We start from the raw sequence: 23274 nt of genomic DNA on the forward strand, positions 1-23274 counted from the left end.
TTTTTGCTAATTTTCTTCCTTCTAAGTCGAACTTAATATGATCACTCTTTTAGACATCACGTAGAGATTAAGGAGTGCTTCATGGGTTTACTCGTAGACGGTGTTTGGCAGGACCGCTGGTATGACACCAGTACATCAGATGGCCGCTTTGTCCGAGAAGACGCGCAATTCCGGCATAGCATGGGCTCTCAAGATAGCGAGTTTCCGGCAGAATCAGGACGCTATCACTTGTACGTTTCTCTAGCATGCCCGTGGGCGCACCGCACGCTGATTGTGAGAAATCTGAAAGAACTGCAGTCGCATATCGATGTTTCTGTGGTGAGCCCCATTATGCTGGAGAATGGCTGGACCTTTGCCAAAGACGAGGGGAGCACGGGAGACATGGTGCAAGACAAGGCGCTGATGCATCAGATCTACAGTGCAGCGGAGTCAGGATACAGTGGGCGCGTCACCGTACCAGTGCTGTGGGACAAGCAAAGCAATCGTATCGTCAACAACGAGTCATCAGAAATCATTCGGATGCTCGGCACCGCATTTAATGAAGTCACGGGTAATACACTGGACCTTTACCCTGCCTCACTGCGGGGCTCGATTGAAAACTGGAACGATCGTATCTACCCCGCCATCAACAACGGCGTCTACCGAGCAGGATTTGCTTCAACGCAGGAAGCGTATGCTGAGGCTTACCGAGAGGTCTTTGCTGAACTGGACCACATCGAGGCTCACTTGGCGGGCAGTCGATTCCTCTGCGGCGACACCCTCACAGAAGCGGACGTTCGCTTGTTTACAACGCTGATCCGTTTTGACGCGGTGTATCACGGACACTTCAAGTGCAACCGCAACCGGCTGGAAGACTTTTCGAACATTGCGGGCTACATACGTGAGATCTACCAGCTAGAAGGCATCGCGGAGACCGTCGACTTTTATCACATTAAAACTCACTACTACGCCTCCCACGGGACCATCAATCCCACGGGCGTTGTACCGCTGGGGCCGGACATTGACTTTGATCGCCCCCACGGTCGCGATGCCCTAGGCGTGGTCTCAGCTGCCTAAGCTATGGCTGGAAGTATCCACGCTCCAGCCTCTCGGCTCTCCAGCTACGAAAGATCTCGGGGGAATTGCCACTCAGTGAGAGTGGCGATTCCGTCCGTAACATCAGACCAGGCGCTCACAGGTAAATCGAGCTGCAGATAACCCGCCGTGGGCAAGTTATCCAGAGCCGGGCGTCCTACTAGCTGGTTGCAAAGATCCGTGAGCCCTGGGTTGTGACCCAACAAAAAGCATTCATCACTATCGCTCTGAAAGCTCTGAATCCAGGTCAACAAATCCTGAAAATCAAAGGTATATAGGGCGTCGTCAACTGCATGCTGCTGCAGCGCCATAGCTGGCCAGCCCTGACAAAGACCTTCAAGAGTTTGCTGCGCGCGCACAGCAGAACTGCACTGTACGGGCTGAGGTTGCAACAGTTCCCCCAAAGCCCGGCCCATACGCGGCGCGTCTCGACAACCTCGCTCATTCAATTCGCGATCATGATCACTTAAGCCTGAGTCCTGCCAGCTAGATTTAGCATGACGCATAAGATGTATTACTTTCATCTAAGCCTCTCCAGATGATTCACAGCACGCAATTCACAAATTCGACGGCTGCGCTAGAGCGATGGGGTGAGATGGCGTTAACACGCCGATACTGATCACCCGAGCAGCATGGATTTATTTCTTCAACTTGTCCAAAAGCACAGCGGCAGCTACTTCCTCATCCGGCACCACTTCCACGAGGTCAAGATCTGCGGCTGCGATGTAGCCGCGACTGACACTCTCCCGCACTAGCCAGTTGTAAAGACCACTCCAATAGTCATGCCCCACCAGTACCAACGGACAGGGTTGAAGCTTGCCCGTTTGCACAAGCGTCAACAGTTCAAAGAGCTCGTCGATGGTACCCATACCACCCGGGTAGATAGCAAAACCCATGGCGTAGCGAATCAGCATGAACTTCCGAGTAAAGAAGTAGCGAAAGGCAATATCCGTATCAACATAGGGGTTAGCTAACTGCTCACGGGGCAAGGCGATGTTCAGACCTATGGATCGACCGTCTCCCGCCTGCGCACCTCGGTTCCCCGCTTCCATGACACCGGGGCCGCCGCCCGTGATCACCGAAACTCCAGCTTCCGCAAGCAACTCCCCCAATGCACAGGCACTGCGATATTCCCAACTATCGGTAGCTACCCGAGCTGAGCCGAAAATACTGACCGCGGGACCGACATCGCCCAGCTCCTCAATCCCCGCCCGAAGCTCACCACTGATACGCTCGATGCGATCTTGCTCTTCTCGGCTGATACCACTGCCTGCGGCCGGCGGAATGCTTTTTGAGCTCATCTTTAACCCTCGCTTTCGCACCAGTTTACTGTAGCAACACGGGACCGCGTAAACGCAGTTGGCTGAGTAGAGAGCGATGCAAGACAATCCATCTATCGAATCCAAACGTAAATGGAATTATTCTGGAGTGAGCGTGTCTTATTGTTTTATGAAAAGACGTGAATTTTTATCGGCGATCTCGAAGGTCGCAATTGGGGCGACGGCAGCACTGTCGGCGCCAGTAATCTGGGCCAATAGTAAGGCGAGCATGATGCTTGAAGAAATCCACTCTCAGTGGCGAGATTTTCTCCCCGAGGGTTTTACGGTCGTCAGTGCTGAAGACAAGCTAAAACTCAGTAAGGATGAGTGGCGAGAGCGCCTCGATGAACCTCTGGCTTATGACGTACTGCGCAGAGAATCCACAGAACGTCCCTTTACCAGTGCCTTGAACGACGAAAAGCGCGACGGCGTTTACGTATGTTCCGGGTGCGAGCTACCGGTGTTCACCTCGCAGATGAAATTCGACAGCGGTACGGGATGGCCCAGCTTCTTTACGACAGTTCCGGGCTCAATGGAAACCAAGAAGGATTTTAAATTGATACTCCCGCGGACGGAGTATCACTGCGCGCGCTGCGGCGGGCACCACGGCCACGTCTTTAACGACGGTCCCGCCCCCACCGGCCAGCGCTGGTGCAACAATGGTGTATCTCTACGTTTCGTCGCTAAAGCGGGCTAAAACTCCAGATCTAGTAACCAAAAATGGTAACCAGACTTTGGAAATAGCGGGTCAGAGCTAGTAAATCGGACGTTTGAGCTCTCGGCCCTCGTAGTCGTCACGAAGCATCAACCATCGAAAATGCAGTGCTTCACGCGCGTCCTCGGTAAGCTTGCTGGCAACAGCCTGATCGGACTGGGCAGCTCCGAGCTCGCTCAGTGAATACTGGAAACAAAGATTGGCACTCGGGACTACAGCACACTCTTCTTCGTAATCCTGGCAGGCGTTTGTCGCTCCGGAGAAATCTCCCTGAGCCACGTGGACGACGACTACAGCACCGTACTCTCGACACTGACTGCCGCCATCGCCGAACAGCATACCCTCAACACCACCGAAGCCGCCGCTCTGGGCAGCCTTCGCTGAGCTCAGCGCGGCATCATAATCACCCTGCTCAGCGTGGTAGAACGTTTGATAATCGCTGCGTCCAGCACAGGCGCTGAGCACACAGGTAGTTGCGGCCACCATCACTAATTTATCGAACATACGCTAATCCTCAAAGATTCATGACGACGATTATAACCGGCCTAGGCTAAGCTCAAACTGCTTTTCAGCTTAGTTGAGCCATTCAAGCGCCAAAGTCTGTGTTTTTCCACTATCCCTTCACTAAAAATAGCCAAAGCGTTCAAGAAATTGCGCTCTGTAGGCTCCCTATTGGGTTTCAGCATCGCCATCGCGGCTCAAGGCGTCGCTGATCTTGGCATTGAGGCGCTGAGCGATGATGTGCTGGGAATCAAGGTTAAGCGTCTCTGCAATGGCCTTTGCGGCGCGAGGGTAATCGCCTTGCTCATAGGCAATGAAGGCCTCAATGTAATGCCTCTGAGGCCAGTCGCCCGGGCCGAGCTTGCTTACGAACTCCCGCGCCTCTGTTGTAGCCCTCTCGTAGTCACCCAGCTCTGCATGGAAGTAGGCCGGGAAGTAGCTTAAACGCGAGGTAAAGGAAGGGTCCTGACTCTGCATTTCACTGATCGCTTGCAAAGCCGCGGAGGGTCCATGCTTGGCATGTATCCACTCAATGTACTCGATGCGTACCGCCCACTCTCCGGGGTAGCGCTCCAGAAAGCTGCGATAGTTGCTGATAGCGAGATCCGTCAGATCGCTTCGGAAATCAGCGGGGAGACTCGCACCCGTCTCTCGCGCCGAGATAAGCCTCAGTGTCATCACATAGGGATCCAAAATCAGTCTGCCCGAAGAATCCACCTGATCTTTACCGCGTTTGATGTCAGCCTCTAAGCTGTTCCGCTCCTGTGGATCCGCCGTCATGCGCGCCAACACGCTTTTTGCGATCAAAAAACCAGAATCCTCGCGAAGGGCCTCGCGATAGAGGCGCTCGGCCTCCCCCCACCGACCGCGCTCCAGAATCTCCGCCCAACCCTGCCGATAAAGCTCAACGGCTCTCGGACGCGCTCCGCTGTAGTTGTAGTTGTCGTTGTAGCTATCGCTGCCCTTTGTCTGAGGTAAGTCCGCAGCCATCGATAACGGGAAAGTCAGTCCCAGCATACAAAACAGGATGGTTGGCGTTAGAGCATTCCAAAAGCACTGCAATTTTGTAGTCTCCAGAAAAAGAAAATTAGATAGCTGTGTCGATGAGTATGCACACCAATCAAGCCCTTCGCCACGCAGACTATGGCATCCTTAGCGAATCGTTACCCGTTAAGCTGTCCACCAGTGCCGCGGGCTCTGTCAGTAAGCAATCAAGCCATTGGAGGCGCTGTGGCCAAGCTGTATTTTCATTACTCGTCTATGAACGCAGGCAAGTCGACGACCTTACTTCAGTCAAGCTACAACTATGTCGAGCGAGGAATGCATACGCTGATTCTGGCGCCGGCGCTGGATGATCGCTTCGGCAGCGGCAGGGTGACTTCACGTATCGGCATCGGGGCGGACGCGTTGATCTTTGACCGCGAAGCAGATGTATTCGCGATAGTCAGCGAAAAGAACAAAGAGCAAAAACTGGATTGCGTGCTGATAGATGAAGCGCAGTTCCTTACCAAGGAACAGGTCTTTGCGCTGGGCCGAGTGTGTGACGATTTACGCATTCCCGTCCTGGCCTACGGTCTTCGTACAGATTTTCGCGGAGAGCCCTTCGAGGGCAGCAAGTATCTCCTCGCCTGGGCGGACAATCTGAAAGAAATCAAAACGATCTGCCATTGTGGCAAGAAAGCCACCATGGTGATCCGACAGGACGCTGATGGAACAACGGTAACCGACGGCGCCCAGGTGGAAATAGGCGGAAACGATCGCTATGTATCGCTATGCCGCCGCCACTTCAATGACAGTTTTCACCGGTCGTACTAACTGCCGGTCGTCCTAACTAAGCCCGCGCGCTATCGCTAAGAAGGTGCATAAAAAACTCTATGGCATTGCGATAGTCACCCACCGGTAGCTGCTCGTTAACGCCGTGGATTCTCTTAAGCCCCTGTGCATCAGCTCTGACCATGATGAAGCGATAGATGTTGGGGGACAATCTGTAGAAGTGTTTAGAGTCGGTTCCGCCAATAACCAGATAGGGGGCGACCAGCGCCGACTCATCCATCCGGCGGATGTTCCTCTCAATGAGCTGGTAACCCAAACTATCCGTGGGCGAAACGCGAGACGGCTCGTTCTCCATAAACGTGCTCACTTCGACTCGCGGGTCATCAATAGCATTGATGAAGTGTGTTTTCACTGAGTCCACACTGTCGCCGGGCATGATGCGCACATTAACTACCGCACTCGCTCGCGTAGGGAGAATGTTCGACTTGGAGCTTCCCTCAAGCATTGTCGCGGCGATGGTGCTGCGCGTTGTTGCAGCGGTTGAGGGGGTCTTTGCCAGTACCTTCGCCACTATGGGTTCGAAGAGCCAAAGATTCGCCATCATTAAGCGCGTTAAAAACCCAGACTGACTGCCCACGCTATCCAGCGTCATTTTGGTGTAGCCGACATCGCTGGAAAAAGGGTGCGACTCTAGGGCCACAATGGCCTCACTCAGTATTCCCACAGCGGTGTGATCCGGTGGCTGCGATGAATGACCACCGGGCGCATTTACGGTGAGCCTGAGGTTTACAAAGCCCTTCTCTGCAACGCCTACAAGAGCAACCGGCGCTTCAATATCAGGCAGCATCCCCTGGGTAATCACGCCTCCTTCATCAAGCACAAACTCGAATTCAACACCTTCTTCGGCAAGGAGATCAGCCATAGCCGCAGCACCCATGGGGCCACCAATTTCTTCATCGTGACCAAAGGCAAAGTATACGGTTCTCTCAAACTGCAGGTCCGATTCCAAAAGGGATTCCATGGCTTCTAACAACGCAAACACCGTGACCTTGTCGTCCATGGCACCTCGTCCCCAGATGATCTCGTCTGCGATGACCCCGCCAAAAGGAGCATGCTCCCACTCGTCGAATGTGGCTCGATCCACGGGAACGACATCAATGTGACCCATAAAAAGTGCAGGCTTCAGGTCTGATCGAGTACCGGGGAATCTGAACAAGAGACTGTGTTCGTTAATCAGCCGAGGGGGCGCGGCGGCGTATACGCGGGGAAAACTAGCCGCCATGTGCTCTCGCAAACCAACAAATGCCGCTGTATCCAAGCGCGCAGGGTCATCGTAAGAAATCGTGGGAAAGCTAATCGCCTTGGCAAGCGTTTGGGAGGCCGCGGCAATGTCGATCGTCACGCTAGGCTTTTCCATCGCAGCTTCGCGGACCGGCTCCTCGAAGTGAGTCTCTGCGCGGTAAACCAGCACCACGGTAAGAACAAGCAGTGCAGCAATACTAATAGTGACCAGACGTTTCATTGGATCCCTCTAAATATCGAAAATCAGCGACCAGCAGCTTAACCTTAATCACTGCTCTGTTCGGCAGTCTCCAACGGAGACTCGTAAGACCGGGGCACTTCGCCCCTCGCTCGTAACGTAAAAGCGCCCTTGGGTATCCGCAGCTATACTCTCTGCCTGCTTAAGCTCGGGTCGCGGTACCGGACACAAAGATTCATTTAAAGCGGCTAACCAATCTCTTTCTTCGTTGAGAGCTGCGAAGTAAGTATTTCCGTAGGTTAGCAATGCAATCCCACTGCCATCTGGCACGTGAGCCATTCCCGTCGGCTGGCTTCGAAACTTGCCATACTTAGAAAACCTTTGCAGCTCTTCGACTGTTGGCGCAGGGATACTTCGAACCTCGCCAACTAACGTGGCTTGCAGCTGGTAGGCCTCAGCCTTATCCAAGGCCGGTAGCGTAAGCGCAAACAGCTTAGGTAGCGCCTCGCGCTTGCTCAGTAAGTACAGCGTGTTGGTTCGCGGATCCACAGCTACGCTTTCCACGTCCCTTGGACCCCCCGGGTAAGACAGTTCAATTGTGGTCTGTACTTTTACTTCAGTATCCTCAACGCTTGGCTCAGGAAAGAAGTACAAGCTTACATATTGGCGACGAGCAGCGTTGTCCCCTACATCAGCCACTAAGATCCATGGAGTGCCTTTGTAGTCAAAGGTCTCGAGGTCTTCCCAATCACGATTCGGGGTGTCCAAAACATTGACGCGTAGGAAGCGATTATCATCCAGCCCTAGGGCCACAAGCTCGGACCGCCCACCGCTATCGTTTATCAACCAGAGACGCCGTGAATCAACGCCCGACACTGCAAGACCCGAAGCCTCGGGTAACACCCCATAATCCAACTCGGCGATCATCTCCGTCATCGCAGATTCAGGGCCAAAAGGCGTGTCCGTTGCTGATACTTGCCCAGCTAGAGGCTGATACTCCCGAAAAGTCCAAACGCATAGTGCCCCTATGGCAACAAGCAGGAGAGATAACAGAAGTTTTTTCATAGCGTCCTATATAGCGCTCCCAGGAAAGTCCGCATAGATATGGCAGCTTTAGGAATCGCCGCTTTAGATGTGGAAACTATGCGGAACAGAAAAACCACGATTTTCTTGCGGGGCAAAGCGTTATTCTAAACGAGGATTCCTACTAATGCCCCGTTGTGGGCGGTCATGCGCAGCTATTCGCTGCGGTGCACTAAGGCATTAGCGACTTCGGCGTAGCTGCCGCAACTCTTGGCGCACGTTAGTGCTTTGGCACTCTCTCGGAAGGATAGCGACGGGAAAAGGGTCCGGCCACTGCGCCTGGCCCCAGCGGCCGCATACCGTGTGTACGACGTCACCGACTCTGACAGCCCCGACGTGCAACATACAGCGTCCACGACACTCTGATATTTTGTCTGAATTCAGCCGCAGCACAACGTAAGCCCAATCCTGGTTGAGATTGAAGTCGTACCAATATTCGTCAATCAGCTCGCTCTCTGAGGAAATTCGCCAATCTCGACGCGCCACACGCGCTCCCCCCGATTGGCGCGAAGCCACGCGGGACTGAGAGCCCACTAACTCCGTAGGGAAGTCTGCGCCGCCCGCTGTTTCAACCTGCAAGGCGGTTCGTATCTCCCCCATAAATGTCGTGACCTCAACAAACTCAGCGCGCTCAACGTAGGACTGGTAAGACGGTAACGCCAAGGAAGCAAGAACACCCACGATGGCTAACACCATCATAATCTCAAGCAGCGTAAAACCTCGGGCCCCAGTGGGACAGCCATGTCGTGGCCTGTGCTCCGACATTGGTCTTTTCATACCTGCTTTACTCCGTGACCGTGAGGGTTGTGGGATCGAATTGCACTTCGATTTCGCTAAAGCCGTAGGCAAAACTATCTGGAGTCGTCACTAGTATTGACGAATTGACCTTCTCTGCTTTGATTGGCTTGGGGCAGACTGCAGCAATCTCCTCAAGGGTAGGAGCCTCTCCCTCTACCTCCATCACGTTCAACACGCTCAAGCAATAGGTAGCTACATCCTCGGGCTGATCAGAGAGCAACTCGGGCGTCCACTTGGGTTGGCTGTACCGGTAGGCGCCTAAGCCCAGCATAATCACAATGCACAAGCCGATTACGGCCCACTCTATGCTCGCTGTGAGTACCGCATTCCTTGGCGCACTGTTATTTGTTGAACGCTTCTCTGCTTTAGGATGCTGAGGGAGGGGCTGAGGCGCATCGGCGGGTTGTTCACCCGAACACTGATGGCAGATGAAGCCGGGTTGCGGATAAAAACGCTCGCCCACACATTCTTCACAAAAATACTTTCCACAGACCGCGCAAACAAAGTCCGCTTTTAATTCCGTATGATTCAAGCAAGTATTCATGGCGATTTGCTTCAATTCCAATGCTCGGGAGCAGTGAAACTGAAACTCCCATCCTTAGATGGAAGAGAAGAATCCGACACTAAGAGAAAGAAGTCAATTTACAACGGTAAACATCGCTACACATTCTGGACAAAAACCTGAACGCAATAAAAAACCCCAACCGAGCATTCGGTTGGGGTTTTCTATTTTGGCGCCTGGCGATGACCTACTCTCACATGGGGAAGCCCCACACTACCATCGGCGATGCATCGTTTCACTGCTGAGTTCGGGATGGGGTCAGGTGGTTCCAATGCTCTATGGTCGCCAGGCAAACTGGCATGTTGGGGGTGATTGCAACGCGTGGCTGCCATATAAAGTACCCGCCAACAAATTAGGTCGGTAGTTCAAGCTGAGGGCCGGGTGTTCATTCCGGCTTTGTCTTGCTGTCTTGCTTTGTCTTACTTTGGTGTGTTGCTACACACTCTGACTCAATCACAACATCCGTAGTCTTCTCTCTGTTGCCAGCGTGTCGCCAGCTCCAAATAACTTGGATTATATGGTCAAGCCTCACGGGCAATTAGTACTGGTTAGCTCAACGCCTCACAACGCTTCCACACCCAGCCTATCAACGTAGTAGTCTTCTACGGCCCTTCAGGACCCTCAAGGGGTCAGGGAGAACTTATCTTGGGAGGGGCTTCCCGCTTAGATGCTTTCAGCGGTTATCCTGTCCGAACGTAGCTACCCGGCAATGCGTCTGGCGACACAACCGGAACACCAGGGGTTCGTCCACTCCGGTCCTCTCGTACTAGGAGCAGCTTCCCTCAATTCTCCAACGCCCACGGCAGATAGGGACCGAACTGTCTCACGACGTTCTAAACCCAGCTCGCGTACCACTTTAAATGGCGAACAGCCATACCCTTGGGACCGGCTTCAGCCCCAGGATGTGATGAGCCGACATCGAGGTGCCAAACACCGCCGTCGATGTGAACTCTTGGGCGGTATCAGCCTGTTATCCCCGGAGTACCTTTTATCCGTTGAGCGATGGCCCTTCCATTCAGAACCACCGGATCACTAAGACCTACTTTCGTACCTGCTCGACTTGTCAGTCTCGCAGTCAAGCGCGCTTGTGCCTTTACACTAACCTCATGATTTCCGACCATGATTAGCGCACCTTCGTGCTCCTCCGTTACGCTTTGGGAGGAGACCGCCCCAGTCAAACTACCCACCACACACTGTCCTCGATCCCGATCAGGGACCTGAGTTAGAACCTCAACATTACCAGGCTGGTATTTCAAGGACGGCTCCACAATGGCTAGCGCCACTGCTTCAAAGCCTCCCAGCTATCCTACACAAATAAGGTCAAAGTCCCGTGTGAAGCTATAGTAAAGGTTCACGGGGTCTTTCCGTCTAGCCGCGGGTACACTGCATCTTAACAGCGATTTCAATTTCACTGAGTCTCGGGTGGAGACAGTTTGGCCATCGTTACGCCATTCGTGCAGGTCGGAACTTACCCGACAAGGAATTTCGCTACCTTAGGACCGTTATAGTTACGGCCGCCGTTTACCGGGGCTTCAATCAAGAGCTTCTCCGAAGATAACCCCATCATTTAACCTTCCGGCACCGGGCAGGCGTCACACCCTATACGTCCACTTTCGTGTTTGCAGAGTGCTATGTTTTTAATAAACAGTCGCAGCCAACTGGTCACTTCGACTGCCGTCAGCTTAGGGAGCAAGTCCCATCACCAACAGCAGCGTACCTTCTCCCGAAGTTACGGTACCATTTTGCCTAGTTCCTTCACCCGAGTTCTCTCAAGCGCCTGGGTATTCTCTACCTGATCACCTGTGTCGGTTTACAGTACGGTTCCTTCATATCTGAAGCTTAGAGGCTTTTCCTGGAAGCATGGCATCGACCACTTCGCTTGTCGCTCTCGCTCGAAGCTCGTCATCAGTTCTCGGCCTTAAGATCCCGGATTTACCTAAGATCTCAGCCTACAACCTTAAACGCGGACAACCATCGCCGCGCTGGCCTAGCCTTCTCCGTCCCCCCATCGCAATATGAAGAAGTGCAGGAATATTAACCTGCTTCCCATCGACTACGCATCTCTGCCTCGCCTTAGGGGCCGACTCACCCTGTCCCGATTAGCGTTGGACAGGAAACCTTGATCTTCCGGCGGGGAGGTTTTTCACCCCCCTTATCGTTACTCATGTCAGCATTCGCACTTCTGATACCTCCAGCAAACCTCCCGGTTCACCTTCAACGGCTTACAGAACGCTCCTCTACCATGCATGCAAGCATGCATCCGCAGCTTCGGTTACCAATTTAGCCCCGTTACATCTTCCGCGCAGGCCGACTCGACTAGTGAGCTATTACGCTTTCTTTAAAGGGTGGCTGCTTCTAAGCCAACCTCCTAGCTGTCTAAGCCTTCCCACATCGTTTCCCACTTAATTGGTATTGGGGACCTTAGCTGGCGGTCTGGGTTGTTGCCCTCTCGACAACGGACGTTAGCACCCGCTGTCTGTCTGCCGTGATTGTACTCCTGGGTATTCGGAGTTTGCATGGGGTTGGTAAGTCGGGATGACCCCCTAGCCCAAACAGTGCTCTACCCCCCAGGGTAAGACACGACGCTCTACCTAAATAGATTTCGAGGAGAACCAGCTATCTCCGGGCTTGATTAGCCTTTCACTCCGATCCACAGCTCATCCCCTAATTTTTCAACATTAGTGGGTTCGGCCCTCCAGTTAGTGTTACCCAACCTTCAGCCTGGCCATGGATAGATCGCCCGGTTTCGGGTCTATTGCCTGCAACTAAACGCCCTATTAAGACTCGGTTTCCCTACGCCTCCCCTATACGGTTAAGCTTGCTACAGACAATAAGTCGCTGACCCATTATACAAAAGGTACGCAGTCACAGAACAAGTCTGCTCCCACTGCTTGTACGCACACGGTTTCAGGATCTATTTCACTCCCCTCTCCGGGGTTCTTTTCGCCTTTCCCTCACGGTACTGGTTCACTATCGGTCAGTCAGGAGTATTTAGCCTTGGAGGATGGTCCCCCCGTCTTCAGTCAAGATATCACGTGTCCCGACCTACTTATCGCATGCTCAGTACCACTTACAGATTTTCGTGTACGGGGCTATCACCCTCTATCGCCGGACTTTCCAGACCGTTCCACTAATCCACAAGCTATTACATGCAGGCTCTTCCCCGGTCGCTCGCCGCTACTGGGGGAATCTCAATTGATTTCTTTTCCTGCGGGTACTTAGATGTTTCAGTTCCCCGCGTTCGCCTCTTTAACCTATGTATTCAGTTAAAGATACCCAACTTACATTGGGTGGGTTTCCCCATTCGGACATTCCCGGATCAAAGGTTGGTTGCTACCTCCCCGAGACTTTTCGCAAGCTCCAACGTCCTTCATCGCCTCTGACTGCCAAGGCATCCACCGTGTGCGCTTAGTCACTTGACCATATAACCCAAGTTATCTTTCAACTTACGCTATCTAATCTAGAAGACTCCCGTCCACGCCCTTAAGCAAAGCTTTACGTGGCCGGGTTTAGTAAAGATCGTTTGAGATAGATGAGCGGTTAACTCCGTCTATCCGACTCCGATCCGCCGGATGTTGTGACGCTTAAGTCACAGTATGTTTTGCAACATATTTTACAACTCGTCGTGATAACGGGGAATTGAATACCCGCTATCACTGAACAATTTATCTAAGAACTGTCTGACTCACACTCGCACACCAACGGCGTGCTTCCTGTGCTTCAGCTCAGCTCAAAGACTCAGCTTGATCTACCTTGTTAAAGAACATCTGGCGTCGCTTGGACAAACCAGAACCGGTTATAAAAACCAGAGGCAGGTACAGCACGCTGTACCTGCCTCTGATTTCGTTAATGCCATGTGTCTCTCTATTCCTTCAGTAACGTTCTTTCTATCTAAGGACGCGCTAGTAATGGTGGAGCTACGCGGGATCGAACCGCGGACCTCCTGAATGCAAATCAGGCGCTCTCCCATCTGAGCTATAGCCCCTCGTCCTGCGACACGCCCTAGCTAAGTGGTAGGCCTGGGCAGATTTGAACTGCCGACCTCACCCTTATCAGGGGTGCGCTCTAACCAACTGAGCTACAGGCCTGCTGTTACTTATGGCATTAACCGATTAGATGAAGACAAAAGTGTGAGCACTCGTCAGGTAGTGCTTATCGTTTAAGGAGGTGATCCAGCCCCAGGTTCCCCTAGGGCTACCTTGTTACGACTTCACCCCAGTCATGAATCACTCCGTGGTGATCGCCCTCCCGAAGGTTAGGCTAACCACTTCTGGAGCAACCCACTCCCATGGTGTGACGGGCGGTGTGTACAAGGCCCGGGAACGTATTCACCGTGACATTCTGATTCACGATTACTAGCGATTCCGACTTCACGGAGTCGAGTTGCAGACTCCGATCCGGACTACGAAACGTTTTGTGGGATTCGCTCCCCCTCGCGGGTTTGCTGCCCTCTGTGCGTTCCATTGTAGCACGTGTGTAGCCCAGGCCGTAAGGGCCATGATGACTTGACGTCGTCCCCACCTTCCTCCGGTTTGTCACCGGCAGTCTCCTTAGAGTTCCCACCATTACGTGCTGGCAACTAAGGACAAGGGTTGCGCTCGTTACGGGACTTAACCCAACATCTCACGACACGAGCTGACGACAGCCATGCAGCACCTGTCACTAGATTCCCGAAGGCACTCCCGTATCTCTACAGGATTCCTAGGATGTCAAGGCCTGGTAAGGTTCTTCGCGTTGCATCGAATTAAACCACATGCTCCACCGCTTGTGCGGGCCCCCGTCAATTCATTTGAGTTTTAACCTTGCGGCCGTACTCCCCAGGCGGTCTACTTATCGCGTTAACTTCGCCACCAAGAAATCAAGTCTCCCAACGGCTAGTAGACATCGTTTACGGCGTGGACTACCAGGGTATCTAATCCTGTTTGCTCCCCACGCTTTCGCACCTCAGCGTCAGTGTCGAGCCAGGAGGCCGCCTTCGCCACCGGTATTCCTCCACATATCTACGCATTTCACCGCTACACGTGGAATTCTACCTCCCTCTCTCGCACTCCAGTCGGCCAGTATCGGGTGCAATTCCCAGGTTGAGCCCGGGGCTTTCACATCCGACTTAACAAACCGCCTACGCGCGCTTTACGCCCAGTAATTCCGATTAACGCTCGCACCCTCCGTATTACCGCGGCTGCTGGCACGGAGTTAGCCGGTGCTTCTTCTAAAGGTAATGTCACAGCTAAGCAGTATTAATACTTAACCTTTCTTCCCAATTGAAAGTGCTTTACAACCCGAAGGCCTTCTTCACACACGCGGCATGGCTGCGTCAGGCTGTCGCCCATTGCGCAATATTCCCCACTGCTGCCTCCCGTAGGAGTCCGGGCCGTGTCTCAGTCCCGGTGTGGCTGATCATCCTCTCAGACCAGCTATGGATCGTCGCCTTGGTAGGCCTTTACCCCACCAACTAGCTAATCCAACGCAGGCTCCTCCAATAGCGCGAGGTCCGAAGATCCCCCGCTTTCTCCCTTAGGACGTATGCGGTATTAGCATGGGTTTCCCCATGTTGTCCCCCACTACTGGATAGATTCCTACGCGTTACTCACCCGTCCGCCGCTCTACTCATACCGAAGTATTTTCGCGCTCGACTTGCATGTGTTAGGCCTGCCGCCAGCGTTCAATCTGAGCCATGATCAAACTCTTCAGTTTAATCTTTAACCTCAGCCATCAGGCATGAGGGTTGGTTTTCACAGTTACCCGCGCTCACCAACAAATCTCGGCTCAGACACAATTCGAAATCAAAAATTACTGCGCCACCAAATCTCTAAAGAGATCCAATGACTTTGAATTGATGAGTCACTTGTTGTGTCTGAATAGTCGTTAAACAACTATCCCAACAAGTGCCCACACTTCTGTCTTCATCTTCTTGTTAAACATCCATCAAACCGCTCGGGTTTGATGTTTTCCCGCTCACCATCGTGATTAGCGGGAGGCGCATTATACTCACTCGGAAAGACCGCGCAAGCGATATTTCCAATTAGTTTTATGCGGCCTCAAACAAGGCTCTCTTAACGCTCAGTCGCGAACGAACAGGTGGTACTTCTTCTTACCCACTCGCACCAGGAAAAAGCGCCCAAACAAGGCACTTTCGCGCGCGAAAACCTGAGCAGTTGCTGCGTTATCAGTCATACCCAAACCACGGCCATTAACAATCACCGCCTCACGCTGAAGAGCGTCCTTGATTTGCTTACCCGACGCAGCGAGTCCCGCCTCGGTTAAGAGCTGCGTTAGTGTCTCCGGTAGTTCGTCGTCGCCAAGACCACTAGACGGCAAACCATCAAGCATGAGCTGCTCCAGATCCTGCTCCGATAGCCCACCCAACTCACCACTGAACAAGCTATCAGTGATCCGCCGAGCCGCAGCCAGACCCTCATCCCCATGAACCAGCTTAGTCACCTCCTCGGCCAAAATACGCTGAGCCTCTGGACGCCCGCTACGCTCGCTATCCGCTAGCTGTATGTCTGCAATCTCAGCGACGGACAGGAATGTGAAGTAACGAAGGAACCGATAGGCATCCTCATCCGCCACCGACAACCAGAACTGATAAAAGCTATAGGGTGATGTCCGCGCCGGATCCAGCCAGATCGTTCCCGACTCGGTCTTTCCAAACTTGCTGCCATCGGACTTTGTAATTAACGGCATGGTCAAGCCATAAACCTGCCCGCCGTGCAGGCGTCGCGTGAGGTCGATGCCGCCGGTGATGTTCCCCCATTGATCTGATCCGCCGAGCTGGAGTCCACAGTCGTAGCGCCTGTAGAGCTCAGCAAAGTCATAGGACTGAAGAATCATGTAAGCGAACTCGGTAAAGCTGATACCGCTGCCTTCTCGCTCGATGCGCTGCTTAACCGATTCTTTTTGAATCATGGTATTGATCGAAAAATGCTTGCCGATATCGCGCAAGAACGTAAGAACGTCCAAATCGCGAGTCCACTCCAGATTATCGACCACTACGGCGCTTTGAGCTCCGGCATCGAAGTCCACAAACCGGGAGACCTGATTCCTCAGCTTTGCGACCCAGCTTTCCACGATGTCTGCGGTATTGAGTTGTCGTTCCTGGGCCTTAAAACTGGGGTCACCGATAAGCCCCGTAGCACCGCCAACCAGAGCAATGGGGCGATGACCAGCTAATTGAAAGCGGCGTAACATTAATAGGGGGACGAGAGAGCCTATATGCAAACTGTCCGCTGTGGGGTCAAAACCGCAGTATAGAGAGCGCGAGCCCCCTTCCAGCCACTCGGGCAGTTTATCTTCGCCGGCTATTTGAAATATCAGTTCCCGCTGCTGAAGCTCGGTAAGCAGTGCACTCGTCATGGCCATCACTTTTGTTGCGGAGCCGCCCCTTGGCTAGCTCTCTGGGTTCATTCTGATCGAAAGGCTGGCGACCTTACCTCACAAAACGCTGAACGCAAGAGGTGAAATCCATCACTATCTCTGAAACGTACCTTTTTTATATACTCCGAACCCAGCAATCGGGCCAGCGACATGTTCAACCATAAAAAAGCACCCCGCGGAGCGACTCCAATCGCTGACCGCCAAGGGATCTCTCACCACCACATTCTTGCAGTGGCCGGCTTGTCCGTGCTCGTTGCGCTTGCCGCGATCATCACGCCGTCGGGCGATGTAAACGCCACGCGAAGCCTTGCAGAGACAAAGCTTAGCGAAAACACCTCGTCATTACCCGAGATAGAAGTCGCGCCGATCATTGAAGCAGCAGAGGCAGTAGCTGCCGTAGACAAACTCACGGAAGAGCCCACGCCTTCAGCATCGACGCCATGGGAAGAGTTCATCGTACGAAGCGGCGACAATCTGTCACTACTCTTCAAACGGGCGGGGTTCAGCACCGCCGATGTTTATCAGATCGTACACACCGCACCTCAAGGTCGCGATCTCGAACGAATCTATCCCGGGCAAAGTCTTGCGTTTTTACGTGACGAGTCCGGCGACCTTTCAGCCGTCCGTCACACCATCAACGGACTCCAGTCAGTTATCTATCGCCGCATGGACGGAGGATTCTCTTCCGAGCGGGCTGTGCGGGAACCCGAGCAGAGACTCAACTGGGCCAGCGTCGAAATTGAATCATCGCTGTTTCTGGCGGGTAAAGAAGCTGGACTCTCGAGCAACCTGATTATGGAAGCGGCGATTATTCTCAGCGGCGTTATCGACTTTGTAATGGATCCTCGCAAAGGAGACACCATGGAGATCCTCTACGAGGAGCTCTATTTGGACGGCGAAAAGTACGAGGACGGCAAAGTAGTTGCCGCTTCCTACACCAATCGAGGCGAACGCTTTGATGCCTATCGTTACATCGATAGCAAAGGCATGACCAGCTACTACAACCAGGACGGCGTAAGCATGCGCAAGGCGTTCTTGATGGCTCCCGTCGACTTCACCCGCATAAGCTCTGGATTCAATCCACGGCGTCGCCACCCCATTTACAAGACCGTTCGTCCCCATAACGGTACAGACTACGCGGCGCCTCGCGGCACTCCTGTGTTCTCCGCGGGCGACGGTCGCGTCATGGAAGCCGGATACACCCGCGCGAACGGTAACTATGTCTTCATTCAGCATGGTGACCGGTACATCACCAAATACCTCCACTTAAACAAGAGGAAGGTAAAAAGCGGACAGCGGGTGGTGCAGAGTCAGGTCATTGGTACCGTAGGCTCTACGGGAGCTGCTACGGGCCCACACCTTCACTATGAGTTCCTCGTGGGTGGCGTGCATCGGAATCCGCGCACCATTCACAAGAGTCTTCCCAAGGCCAAGTCACTCCCCAAAGAAGAGATGCCACGGTTTAGCCTTGCGATCGCTGATGCGTCGGCACGTCTAGCGCAACTGCGGGAAGAACGACGCCTCGCGACGGTCAGTACAGACGACACTATCGGCGCGCCCTGAACCTTATGGCGTCTGATGGCCTGTATATTGGGCTGATGTCTGGCACCAGCATGGACGGCATTGACGCTGTCCTGGTGGAAATCTCGAAGGACCAAATACAGCTCAAAGAAACCCACAGCCAAGCCTATGATCCGGCACTGCGGAGCAAACTTGCAGAGCTCGCCTCAGGCAATCTCGAAAGTGTTGATGCTTTAGCAACTCTGGATAGGGCCGTGGGTCTTGAGTTCAGTCGCGCAAGTAACGCGCTCCTGCAAAAAAGCAATCTCCCTTCATCGGACATCGTTGCTATAGGCAGCCACGGGCAGACCGTGAGGCACAAACCCCAAGGGCCCTCAGCGGAGCGCTATTCCCTTCAGATTGGAGACCCTTCCAGCATTGCTGAGCACTGTGGCATTACTACGGTTGCCGACTTCCGGCGCCGTGATGTTGCGGCAGGAGGCCAGGGAGCGCCGCTGGTTCCGCTCTTTCACGCATCGCAGTTTGGACAGGACGGTCAGTGCCGAGCCATCGTCAATATTGGAGGCATCTCAAACGCGACGCTTTTGGACGGTGCCAAAGTCGTCGCAGGATTTGACTGCGGCCCTGGCAATACATTGCTTGACGCATGGGTACGCCGCCATCGTGGCGATGATTACGATGCCGATGGTGCCTGGTCTGCGGAGCACTCTGAAGATCAGGAATTACTGCAGCGCCTCAGTATGGCCCCCTATTTCACGCGAACGGGTCCTAAAAGCACTGGGCCCGAGTTGTTCAACCTGGAGTGGTTGGATGCACAGCTGGGTGCTCAACCTCCAGGCGTAGTTCAAGCGACCATCGCGGAGCTCACCGCCTTCGCCATCGTAGAAAGCCTTCAAGCTTGCGAGGTAACACCCGAGGCGCTCTTCGTTTGCGGCGGTGGCGCGCGGAATACCGACCTTATGCGAAGACTTCACACGCGGCTAGAGGCAGAGCAAATACGGCTTGGCACCACTGATGAACTCGGCCTCGCTGCAGAATGGGTAGAGGCCAGCGCATTTGCATGGTTGGCGTGGAGAACGCTCGCGGGACTACCCGGCAATGCCGAAGTGGTCACTGGAGCAGAGGGCCCGCGAATTTTAGGTGCTATTTACCCTGCGTAACCGAGGGGACAGCCACGTTTCAAACGGAGAATGATGCTCCACAACCACAAGTGGTGGTCGCATTAGGGTTGTTGACGATAAAGCGTGAGCCCTCGAGCCCTTCGCTGTAATCCACTTCTGAACCCGCCAGATACGGGAAGCTCATGGGGTCTACAATCACGGTGACTCCACCACGCTCTACCGTCGTGTCATCTTCTGCTGCATCCTCGTCGAAAGAAAACCCGTACTGGAATCCAGAGCATCCGCCACCTGTAATAAAAACTCGCAGCTTCAGATCAGTGTTTTCTTCCTCGCTCACGAGCTCACGCACTTTGTCGACCGCTCGGTCAGACAAAGTGATGGCGTTGGGATCAAAAGCTTCTGCGACAGTCATGCTTTTCCAGTGAGTAGTAGCTGCCTCTCTCGAATTTCATTGGCCAACTAGCGCAATTAGACCAAGGGGCAGCTGAATAAAACCTAGTGCTGCGGTCAAGTATAACGAGAGCGGCTCACAATCGCTATCGGTAGTTGTGCTCAGGGCAACAGACCGGGTTGCGCGATACCCAGCGTTTCCACCTGATCAAACATCAGATTCATACACTGAATGGCCTGACCCGCCGCCCCCTTGACCAAATTGTCCTCCACCGCCGTCACCACAACAGTGTTTCTATCTTGCGGCACCGTGATAGCCAACTGGCAGCTGTTGGCACCACGCACGCTACGCGTCTGGGGATACTGCCCCGCAGGGAGCACATCAACAAAGGGTTCTTGCGCATAGCAATCCTCGAATACCTTCTGTAAGTCAGCTGCGCGACCCGCTTCGTTCAGTGACGCGTAGAGTGTGGCATGTATCCCGCGGATCATTGGCGCAAGGTGCGGAACAAAAGTAAGAGCCACGGCCTCGCTGCTCATAGCGGACAAACCTTGCTCGATTTCGGGCAGGTGTCTGTGACCGCCCACAGCGTAGGCTTTGAAACTGTCACTGGCCTCACTCAAAAGGTTATCGATCTTCGCCTGCCGCCCCGCACCGCTGACGCCAGACACGGCGTTGGCAATCAATGATGTTGAATCGACAAGCCCTGCCTCCAAAAGAGGCATGAAACCCAGCTGCACAGCCGTGGGATAGCAACCAGGGCAGGCGAGCAGCCGCGCACTTCGAATCTGCTTCCGATTGCGCTCGGGCAGCCCATAAACTGCATCGTCAAGGAGCTCGGGGCATGCATGAACCTCACCATACCAGCGCTCCCACAGTGCGGCGTCACGAATCCGAAAATCCGCCGACAGGTCGATAACACGAGTTCCCGCAGCGATTAAGGCGGGCACGCTCCGCATCGCTACATTGTGAGGAGTCGCGAAGAACACAGCGTCACAGGCAGCCAGAGCATCATCGTCAGGATCGGTGAAGCACAGATTGATGTGCCCGCGAAGACTTGGAAACAAATCTGCCACCTCACGCCCTGACTCAGCTCGCGAGGTGATAAGTGCAATTTCTACATTAGGATGCGCGACGAGCAAGCGCAGGAGCTCTACACCCGTGTAACCCGTCCCACCTACTATGCCGACCTTAATCATGGAGCCTCCGTCTCGTTAAGGCGCTGGAGTATATCGCCAAAGCACTCCCCAGAATTGCTAACATGACGGCTTTAACGTCGGATTAGCCGCTTGTCCTTCAGCTTCAGATCCTATCGCCGCGCTCTCACGCGCTACGACTCTGTCCCAGCCTACGCGCTGCTGGGGATAATTGCTGGCCTTTCATCCGGCGCGGCAGTGATACTATTTGAACACGGCATAGACCAACTCGGTCTGCTTTGGGGTGTGGGAAACCGCGCGGAAAATTTCGAAGCCCTCGACACTCTTACCCGTTTCCTCCTTCCCGTTCTGGGCGGCTTCGCTCTCGGCATTGTGTTTTCCTTCTTACGCCCCGAAGACAGAGAGGTCGGCATTGTTCACGTCATCAGCCGTCTCCACAGCAGTTACGGAATGCTGCCCTGGCGCAATGCAGTGGTGCAGTTTTTTGGCGGCATCGTCGCTCTCGCCACGGGTCAATCTGGCGGCCGCGAGGGTCCGGGGGTCCACCTTGGCAGCGCTATCAACAGCGTCATCGGACAGCGACTGGCGCTGCCGAATAACAGCTTGCGAATACTCATCGCTTGCGGTTCCGCCGGTGGCATAGCCGCCGCGTTTAACACACCGCTCGCCGGCGTTATTTTCGCGATGGAGGTGATCATCGTCGAATACACCGTCGTAGGATTTATGCCTGTCATGTTGTCGGCTGTAGCGGCCTCGGTGCTGAGTCAGCGACTGGGCGGTGGCTCTGAAATTTTTGATATGTCCAGCGCGCAGCTCACCACCCTTTGGGAGATTCCCTACATCGCGCTGCTGGGTTTTCTAAGTGGCTGTGCTGCGGCCATGCTGATCCGAGCCAGCACCCTTAGTGCCAGCTTCAGCAGCTGGCCGGTGCTTTTGCGGTTTACTCTGGCCGGGGCGGTCACCGGGGCCTTTGGCGTAACCATTCCGGAGACTCTGGGCATTGGCTACGACACCCTCGGCAACGTGATGTATGGACAAGTTGCTTTGGGGGCACTGCTTCTCATCGCCGGAGCAAAGATTTTCGCCACCGCCGTCAGCGTGGGTTTTGGAATGCCCGTAGGGCTTATCGGCCCGACCCTTCTCATCGGGGCCTGCCTTGGCGGCTTTTTCGGGCTGCTGGGACATGAGATCTATCCAGTCATAGCTCCTGATCCTAAGTTGTATGTAACCATCGGCATGGCGGCCGCCATGGGCGCAACCTTCGGCGCACCGCTTGCGGCGTGTTTGGCGGTTATTGAGCTCACCCAAAGCACCAGCGTAGCCATGCCCGCGATGCTGGCGATTATTGTCGCGAATCTAACGAATATCAGTGTCTTCCGGCAGCGATCAGCGCACCGCAGTGTGATTCGACAACTGCGACGACAGTTGCCGAACGACCCCCTTAATCAGTTGCTCCACCGCACCGACGTGAACGCCGTAATTGATGGAAGTGTTGTAGTGATTGCAGAGCAAGTGAAACCCGCGGTCGCCGCAACTCTCGCTCTGCAGGTTCCCAACTGGTGTCTCGTAAGTCGCGAGGGAGAGGACCTGTTTCTGGTGAACGGACAGGACCTAATGGCTTGGCTGAGCGAAGCACCTAAAGCGGACGACTCTGACGGCACAGAAATCCTTAGCGTCACAGAATCTTCCTTGCGACGCTGGACAATCGCCGTGGTTCCCGAGCAGGCCACGCTAAGACAGGTTTTAGATATCCTCAAGGCTCGCACTGTTGAGGCCGTCTGTGTGTACACTCGTGGCAACAGAGGCGAACGAAGCCTCCGCGGTATCGTCACGCGCGACCGCATTGAACGCTTCACTCTCGATCAACTAAACACTTAGGATTCCATGCATGCTCTGGCTGCGGGCTTTACACATAATTTTCGTCGTCTGCTGGTTCGCAGGTCTGTTTTACCTACCGCGACTATTCGTGAATTACGCCGCCAGCGAACACCCGGAAACACGCGCTCATCTTGCGGTAATGTCGCGAAAGCTTTATCGGTTTGTAACCCCCTTTATGGCGCTTACCATCGTCTTTGGACTTAGCTTGATCAGCTTAAACCTTGACTACTATCTCAGCGCCACTTGGCTTTGGCTGAAATTGGCTGGCGTGGCTTTTTTGGTGGTTTATCATTTTCAATGCGGACGTTATGTAAAACGAATTAATGCGAATCAGGATGACCACAGCCACGTTTTCTACCGTTTTTTTAACGAAATTCCTGTACTGTTTTTGTTTGCGATCGTATTTCTGGTGGTGCTCAAACCATTCTGACAACATTGGGGCAGCCGCCACTCCATAGTTCAGAATGCATCATAATCAGGTGCGAAAGAGGTACGTTGGCAACATCAAAAGAATCACGAAGACA

The 23274-nt window shown here is 53.8% G+C and carries 18 protein-coding genes, 2 tRNA genes and 3 rRNA genes; 7 read left to right on the forward strand and 16 right to left on the reverse strand.

The features are described from left to right. Positions 1-81 precede the first annotated feature (81 nt). The gene (locus R0137_RS16775; RefSeq protein WP_407327561.1) at positions 82-1056 is read left to right on the forward strand and encodes a glutathione S-transferase family protein; all 975 of its coding nucleotides are present in this window, start codon (positions 82-84) and stop codon (positions 1054-1056) included. Between the two features lie 44 nt (positions 1057-1100). Here the strand turns inward: R0137_RS16775 and R0137_RS16780 are convergent, their stop codons facing one another. Together R0137_RS16780 and R0137_RS16785 are read right to left on the reverse strand one after the other, a co-directional pair. Beyond that, positions 1101-1598 carry a SixA phosphatase family protein gene (locus R0137_RS16780; protein ID WP_407327562.1) on the reverse strand — a complete coding sequence of 166 codons (498 nt, stop codon included), beginning with the start codon at positions 1596-1598 and terminating at the stop codon, positions 1101-1103. Between the two features lie 114 nt (positions 1599-1712). Continuing rightward, positions 1713-2375: a TIGR00730 family Rossman fold protein gene (locus R0137_RS16785; protein ID WP_407327563.1), complete on the reverse strand. Its 663-nt coding sequence runs from the start codon at positions 2373-2375 to the stop codon at positions 1713-1715. A 148-nt stretch (positions 2376-2523) separates the two neighbouring features. On the opposite strand from R0137_RS16785, the gene msrB reads away from it, so the two are divergent. Further along, complete coding sequence (gene msrB, locus R0137_RS16790) at positions 2524-3090, forward strand: peptide-methionine (R)-S-oxide reductase MsrB (protein WP_407327564.1); 567 nt, start codon at positions 2524-2526, stop codon at positions 3088-3090. A gap of 57 nt (positions 3091-3147) precedes the next feature. Here msrB and R0137_RS16795 read toward each other — a convergent pair whose 3' ends face one another. Further along, positions 3148-3612 (reverse strand): hypothetical protein, encoded by a 465-nt coding sequence (locus R0137_RS16795; protein WP_407327565.1) that lies wholly within the window; start codon positions 3610-3612, stop codon positions 3148-3150. Between the two features lie 165 nt (positions 3613-3777). Then, complete coding sequence (locus R0137_RS16800) at positions 3778-4671, reverse strand: hypothetical protein (RefSeq protein ID WP_407327566.1); 894 nt, start codon at positions 4669-4671, stop codon at positions 3778-3780. A gap of 168 nt (positions 4672-4839) precedes the next feature. On the opposite strand from R0137_RS16800, the gene R0137_RS16805 reads away from it, so the two are divergent. Continuing rightward, a complete protein-coding gene (locus R0137_RS16805; RefSeq protein ID WP_407327567.1) occupies positions 4840-5424 on the forward strand; it encodes a thymidine kinase in 585 nt (194 codons plus the stop codon). Between the two features lie 16 nt (positions 5425-5440). Here the strand turns inward: R0137_RS16805 and R0137_RS16810 are convergent, their stop codons facing one another. The 10 genes from R0137_RS16810 to tyrS form a co-directional block, all read right to left on the reverse strand. Continuing rightward, positions 5441-6904, reverse strand: a complete 1464-nt coding sequence (locus tag R0137_RS16810; RefSeq protein WP_407327568.1) for a M20 family peptidase — start codon at positions 6902-6904, stop codon at positions 5441-5443. Between the two features lie 48 nt (positions 6905-6952). After that, positions 6953-7927, reverse strand: a complete 975-nt coding sequence (locus R0137_RS16815) for a hypothetical protein (protein ID WP_407327569.1) — start codon at positions 7925-7927, stop codon at positions 6953-6955. 198 nt (positions 7928-8125) lie between these two features. Further along, positions 8126-8722, reverse strand: coding sequence for a type IV pilin protein (locus R0137_RS16820; protein WP_407327570.1), 597 nt, complete (start codon positions 8720-8722; stop codon positions 8126-8128). Positions 8723-8729: 7 nt separating this feature from the next. After that, a complete protein-coding gene (locus R0137_RS16825) occupies positions 8730-9287 on the reverse strand; it encodes a hypothetical protein (protein ID WP_407327571.1) in 558 nt (185 codons plus the stop codon). Between the two features lie 192 nt (positions 9288-9479). After that, a 5S ribosomal RNA gene (gene rrf, locus R0137_RS16830) occupies positions 9480-9595 on the reverse strand. A gap of 227 nt (positions 9596-9822) precedes the next feature. After that, a 23S ribosomal RNA gene (locus R0137_RS16835) occupies positions 9823-12727 on the reverse strand. A gap of 487 nt (positions 12728-13214) precedes the next feature. After that, positions 13215-13290: transfer RNA gene (locus R0137_RS16840), tRNA-Ala, on the reverse strand. A 26-nt stretch (positions 13291-13316) separates the two neighbouring features. After that, positions 13317-13393 (reverse strand) — tRNA-Ile (locus tag R0137_RS16845). Between the two features lie 72 nt (positions 13394-13465). Beyond that, positions 13466-14999 (reverse strand): 16S ribosomal RNA (locus R0137_RS16850). The 16S, 23S and 5S rRNA genes sit together here with 2 tRNA genes alongside, the layout of an rRNA operon. 366 nt (positions 15000-15365) lie before the next feature. Then, positions 15366-16670, reverse strand: coding sequence for a tyrosine--tRNA ligase (gene tyrS, locus R0137_RS16855; RefSeq protein ID WP_407327572.1), 1305 nt, complete (start codon positions 16668-16670; stop codon positions 15366-15368). Between the two features lie 162 nt (positions 16671-16832). On the opposite strand from tyrS, the gene R0137_RS16860 reads away from it, so the two are divergent. Both R0137_RS16860 and R0137_RS16865 read left to right on the forward strand, forming a co-directional pair. After that, on the forward strand, positions 16833-18245 hold the full coding sequence (locus R0137_RS16860) for a peptidoglycan DD-metalloendopeptidase family protein (protein WP_407327573.1): 1413 nt from the start codon (positions 16833-16835) through the stop codon (positions 18243-18245). Positions 18246-18280: 35 nt separating this feature from the next. Beyond that, entirely contained in the window at positions 18281-19363 is a 1083-nt protein-coding gene (locus R0137_RS16865) for an anhydro-N-acetylmuramic acid kinase (RefSeq protein WP_407327574.1), read from the forward strand. A 19-nt stretch (positions 19364-19382) separates the two neighbouring features. Here the strand turns inward: R0137_RS16865 and erpA are convergent, their stop codons facing one another. Both erpA and argC read right to left on the reverse strand, forming a co-directional pair. Continuing rightward, on the reverse strand, positions 19383-19736 hold the full coding sequence (gene erpA / locus R0137_RS16870; RefSeq protein WP_405271570.1) for an iron-sulfur cluster insertion protein ErpA: 354 nt from the start codon (positions 19734-19736) through the stop codon (positions 19383-19385). Between the two features lie 140 nt (positions 19737-19876). Continuing rightward, on the reverse strand, positions 19877-20914 hold the full coding sequence (gene argC / locus R0137_RS16875; RefSeq protein WP_407327575.1) for an N-acetyl-gamma-glutamyl-phosphate reductase: 1038 nt from the start codon (positions 20912-20914) through the stop codon (positions 19877-19879). Between the two features lie 90 nt (positions 20915-21004). On the opposite strand from argC, the gene R0137_RS16880 reads away from it, so the two are divergent. Beyond that, positions 21005-22750 carry a chloride channel protein gene (locus R0137_RS16880; protein WP_407327576.1) on the forward strand — a complete coding sequence of 582 codons (1746 nt, stop codon included), beginning with the start codon at positions 21005-21007 and terminating at the stop codon, positions 22748-22750. Positions 22751-22760: 10 nt separating this feature from the next. Continuing rightward, positions 22761-23180, forward strand: coding sequence for a CopD family protein (locus R0137_RS16885; RefSeq protein ID WP_405271574.1), 420 nt, complete (start codon positions 22761-22763; stop codon positions 23178-23180). Positions 23181-23274 lie beyond the last annotated feature (94 nt).

This window comes from Congregibacter brevis (genome assembly GCF_045689245.1).
Classification (GTDB): domain Bacteria; phylum Pseudomonadota; class Gammaproteobacteria; order Pseudomonadales; family Halieaceae; genus Congregibacter; species Congregibacter brevis.

Excerpts from the sequence above, each read along its gene's own strand:
- R0137_RS16775 (WP_407327561.1), top strand. The coding sequence starts at position 82 with ATGGGTTTACTCGTAGACGGTGTTTGGCAGGACCGCTGGTATGACACC.
- R0137_RS16780 (WP_407327562.1), bottom strand. The coding sequence starts at position 1,598 with ATGAAAGTAATACATCTTATGCGTCATGCTAAATCTAGCTGGCAGGAC.
- R0137_RS16785 (WP_407327563.1), bottom strand. The coding sequence starts at position 2,375 with ATGAGCTCAAAAAGCATTCCGCCGGCCGCAGGCAGTGGTATCAGCCGA.
- msrB (WP_407327564.1), top strand. The coding sequence starts at position 2,524 with ATGAAAAGACGTGAATTTTTATCGGCGATCTCGAAGGTCGCAATTGGG.
- R0137_RS16795 (WP_407327565.1), bottom strand. The coding sequence starts at position 3,612 with ATGTTCGATAAATTAGTGATGGTGGCCGCAACTACCTGTGTGCTCAGC.
- R0137_RS16810 (WP_407327568.1), bottom strand. The coding sequence starts at position 6,904 with ATGAAACGTCTGGTCACTATTAGTATTGCTGCACTGCTTGTTCTTACC.
- R0137_RS16815 (WP_407327569.1), bottom strand. The coding sequence starts at position 7,927 with ATGAAAAAACTTCTGTTATCTCTCCTGCTTGTTGCCATAGGGGCACTA.
- R0137_RS16820 (WP_407327570.1), bottom strand. The coding sequence starts at position 8,722 with ATGAAAAGACCAATGTCGGAGCACAGGCCACGACATGGCTGTCCCACT.
- R0137_RS16825 (WP_407327571.1), bottom strand. The coding sequence starts at position 9,287 with ATGAATACTTGCTTGAATCATACGGAATTAAAAGCGGACTTTGTTTGC.
- R0137_RS16860 (WP_407327573.1), top strand. The coding sequence starts at position 16,833 with ATGTTCAACCATAAAAAAGCACCCCGCGGAGCGACTCCAATCGCTGAC.
- R0137_RS16865 (WP_407327574.1), top strand. The coding sequence starts at position 18,281 with ATGTCTGGCACCAGCATGGACGGCATTGACGCTGTCCTGGTGGAAATC.
- erpA (WP_405271570.1), bottom strand. The coding sequence starts at position 19,736 with ATGACTGTCGCAGAAGCTTTTGATCCCAACGCCATCACTTTGTCTGAC.
- argC (WP_407327575.1), bottom strand. The coding sequence starts at position 20,914 with ATGATTAAGGTCGGCATAGTAGGTGGGACGGGTTACACGGGTGTAGAG.
- R0137_RS16885 (WP_405271574.1), top strand. The coding sequence starts at position 22,761 with ATGCTCTGGCTGCGGGCTTTACACATAATTTTCGTCGTCTGCTGGTTC.